This is a genomic window from Methylobacterium tarhaniae (assembly GCF_001043955.1).
GTDB classification, from domain to species: Bacteria; Pseudomonadota; Alphaproteobacteria; order Rhizobiales; family Beijerinckiaceae; genus Methylobacterium; species Methylobacterium tarhaniae.
The window spans coordinates 1-3,925 of record NZ_LABZ01000392.1; the positions used below are offsets into that span (position 1 = coordinate 1).

Below are 3,925 nucleotides of genomic sequence, written 5' to 3' on the forward strand. Positions count from 1 at the left end.
GCGCCTACGTGGCGATGACGCTGGTCATGGCGCTCTGCCTCGGGCTCGCCACGACGAGCCTGGTGCGCCAGCTCGGCCGGAGGAACCGATGAGCCGCCGGATGGTCTCCACCCTCGCCTGCGCCGCCGCCCTGCTCCTCGCGCCGGCACCCGGCCGTGCGCAATCCCCGCAAGGCCTTCAAGCTCCGCAGCCGGCACAAGCGGCCGAGGGCACGCAAGTCGCGCAGGGGCAAGGGGCGCAGGGGCAAGGGGCGCAAGGGCAAGGCCTGCAGGGAATGGACGCGACCACCGTGCCCCCGGCCACCGCGGTGCCGAGCCTGCCCCAGGCCACCAACCCGGGCGAGGCGCCGGGCCGGGCCGCCGGGCTGGCGCTCGCCGGCACCCTCGGGGACGATCCGAGCTGGCGCGCCTACCGCGCCCGGTTCGTGACCGAGAAGGGCCGGATCATCGACACCGCCAACGGGTTCATCAGCCACAGCGAGGGCCAGGGCTACGGCATGCTGCTCGCCGTGGCGGCCAACGACCGGGCCACCTTCGAGCGGATCTGGGGCTGGACCCGCGCCAACCTGCTGGTGCGCTCCGACGAGCTGATGGCCTGGCGCTGGGCGCCGGACCAGCGCCCGGCGGTGGCCGACATGAACAACGCCACCGACGGCGACATCCTGGTCGCCTGGGCGCTGACCGAGGCGGCGGAGGCCTGGGGCGAGCCGTCCTACCGCACCGCGGCGCGGCGCATCGCCGTCGAGTTCGGCCGCAAGACGATCCTGTTCCGGGATGCCCACGGCCCCCTGGTGTTGCCGGCGGTGGCGGGCTTCGCCGCCCGCGACCGGGCCGACGGCCCATTGGTGAACCTCTCCTACTGGGTCTTCCCGGCCTTCCAGCGCCTGGGGATCGTCGCGCCCGAATACGATTGGGCCTCGGTGATCCGCAGCGGCGTCGAGATCCTGCGCCAGTCGCGCTTCGGCCCGAGCGGCCTGCCGACCGAGTGGATCTCCGCCAAGGAGGAGGCCCTGCGGCCCGCCGACGGCTTCCCGCCGCTCTTCTCCTACAACGCCATCCGCATCCCGCTCTACCTCGCCTGGGCGGGGATCGGCCGGCCGGAGGATTACGCGCCGTTCCGCACCCTGTGGGGCGGGATCGACCGCGAGCGCCTGCCGATCGTCGACACCCGCGACGGCCGCCCGGTGGAGTGGCTGACCGAGCCGGGCTACACCGCGCTGCCGGCCCTCGTCGCCTGCGCGCAGGAGGGCACGCCCTTCCCGGAATCCTTGCGCAGCGTGCAGGACGGGCAGAACTACTATCCCACGACGCTCCACCTCCTCGCCCTGGTCGCGGCCCGGATGCGCTACCCGTCATGCCTCAGATCGTGAGCCGCCCCCTCCCGCCGGCCGCCTTGCCCGCCCTCGCCGCCGCTCTGGTCCTGGCGGCCCTCGCCCCGGCCCGGGCCCAGACGGCCGCGCCGGACGTCGGGGTCCCCCGGGTCGTCTACGGCGACGGCGTGCGCGCGCCCGCCATCATGGTCGACCCCGAGACCTCCCGCACCCCGGGCATGGTCGACGAGAGCGCGCTGCGCTACTACGCCTCGCAGAAGCAGACCGCCCGGATGAAGGCGGAGATCGCCCGCCTGAAGCGGCTCTATCCGGGCTGGACCGAGCCGTCCGACCTCGACAGCCTGCAGCCGAGCCCCCCCGAGGAGGCGCCGCTCTGGGACCTGTTCACCGCCGGCCGCCTGCAGGACCTGCGCGCCGCGATCAATGCGCGCCGCTCCGTCGATCCGGCCTGGCAGCCCTCCGAGGAGCTGGCGCGCAAGCTGCGCCGGGCGGAGTTCCGCTCGAGCGTCATGGCGGCCTCGGGCAAGAACCCGGAGGAGGTCGTCGCCCTCTACCGCGCCGATCCGGGCGCCCTCGACCCCGCCGACGTCGAGAGCATCTGGATCATCGCCGACGGCCTCGCCGCGGTCGGCGCCAGCGAGGACGCGTTCAACCTCTACAAGTCGGTGCTGGACGGCAGCGCCGATGCGGGGGCGCGCCTCGCCACGATCCAGAAGGCGATGGCCCACATCAAGATGGAGCAGGCCGAGCGCCTGATCGCCATGGGCCGACAAGAACCGGGCCGGCAGGATTCGTCGGGCAGTTCCGAGTTCGACGCGATCCGCCTCGACATCACCCGGGCGCGGATCGCCGCCTTCCTGCACGACGAGCCGGCCCAGACCCCGACGCTGCCCGATCTCACCGCCTTCCAGGCCTATGCCCGCAAGACCACCGAGCCGAGCCAGACCGGGCTCCTCGGCTGGTACGCCTACAAAAGGCGCCAGTTCCGCGAGGCGCTGGAATGGTTCAAGCTGGCGATCGCCCGGGGCGGCGACGCCATGGTGGCGCACGGCCTCGCCCATACCCTGCGCGAGCTCAACATGATGCGCGAGGCCGAGGAGGTGGCCTATGCCTGGCGCGACCGCTTCGTCGGCAACGAGCTGCTGTTCATCGACCTCCTCGAGCGCAAGCTGACGCTGGCGAGCCCGCCCTTCATCGAGCCGGCCCGGATCGAGCGCTACGCCCGGGTCGTCAACGCCACCGCCTCCGGCGAGGGCGCGCAGGGGCTGGCCTGGTACGCCTACAATTCCTGCCAGTTCGACGCGGCCCTGGAGTGGTTCCAGCGCGCGGTCGCCTGGATGCCGAGCGAGAGCACGGTCTTCGGCTATGCCCTGACCTTGCAGCGGCTGAGGCGCCAGCGCCCCTACCTGGAGGTGGTCAACCGCTACGACGGCCTCTTCCCCAAGGTGGTCGACCTGCTCTTCCGCGAGAACCAGGGCGGCCCGCCGCTGCCCTGCGCGGTGCAGGCCACGCCCGCCCCGGCCGGCCGCGCCGCGCCCGCGCCGGCCAACACGCCGCGGCCCGAGCCGCAGGCCTCCTACGGCCGCGTGCCCCGTCCGGACGCGGCCGGCGCCGGGGGCCGGGCCGAGGCGGTGCCGCCGGCGGTCCAGCGCGGCGAGTTCCCCCTGGCGGTGCCCCTCGACAATCCCCTGCGCTACCCGGCGGCCGCCCAAGGGGCCGGCCAGGCGGCCCCGGGGACCTATGCCCGCGAGCCGGCGGTGCAGGCCCCGCCCCTCGTCGCCCGCCGGGTGCCCGGCGCCGGGGCGATGCCCTACGAGCGCTACGGCTACGCGCTGCTGCCCGGCTATAACGGCCTCGACAAGCCGGAGGGCCTGAGCGGGCCCCCGCCCGGGACCCTGTGGCAGGACCAGCAGGGCGAGCGCAACCGCTCCGCCGCCCCCGAGAGCGTCCGCTTCTCGGTGCCGGCCCGCACGACCTCGGAGCGCACGCTTCCCGCCGAGAAAGGCTATCCGTGAACACCCTCGCGCGCATCCTCGCGCTGATCCTGGTCGCCGCTCCCGCCTGCGTCTCGCCGGTTCTGGCACAGCCTGCCCCGGCCCTGCGGCTGCCCGGTGCCGGCCGGGTCGCCGCGGTGATCGAGACGCGCCAGCGCGACGGCTTCGACCAGCGCATCCGCTACGAGGGCGGCGACGGGCGCAACCACGCCGAGATCGCCCTGCGCAACGAGACCGGCGACCTGCTCCTCGCCTTCCCGCCGCGGCTCGCCAAGCCGAGCGAGTTCGGCATCGCGGGCGAGATCGCCGTGCGCTTCCCCGGCGAGCCCATGCGGGTGCTGGCCGTGCCGCGCAGCAACGCCTACGGCCCGGTCGGCATGGCGCTGGGGGCGGATTGCCTCTACGCGTGGCAGTGGTTCGAGCGGCCGCGGCGGGGCGGGCAGGGCGCACCGCGCGACGGGGTCTTCGGCGTCTCCGACCCGGCCGCCCCGCGCCGCGCGCTGTCGGTTCGGATCCGGCTCTGCCGCACCGCGCAGGCGAGCCTCGACGACCTCGTGGCGGCGGTCCAGCACATGACGATCGCGCTGCTGGGCGACGGCGT

3 protein-coding genes are annotated in these 3,925 nt (G+C 74.4%); all 3 read left to right on the forward strand.

Annotated features, from left to right (window positions below; all coding sequences use genetic code 11):
- Positions 1-88: 88 nt before the first annotated feature.
- Positions 89-1,369, forward strand: coding sequence for a family 8 glycosyl hydrolase (locus tag VQ03_RS30220; protein ID WP_425350114.1), 1,281 nt, complete (start codon positions 89-91; stop codon positions 1,367-1,369).
- Positions 1,354-3,345, forward strand: a complete 1,992-nt coding sequence (locus VQ03_RS30225; protein ID WP_245292254.1) for a hypothetical protein — start codon at positions 1,354-1,356, stop codon at positions 3,343-3,345. The genes VQ03_RS30220 and VQ03_RS30225 overlap by 16 nt, the downstream gene beginning before the upstream one ends.
- Positions 3,342-3,925: cellulose biosynthesis protein BcsN (bcsN, locus tag VQ03_RS30230; RefSeq protein WP_048454636.1), on the forward strand; the 584-nt coding region annotated here is incomplete at its 3' end. The genes VQ03_RS30225 and bcsN, both read left to right, overlap by 4 nt.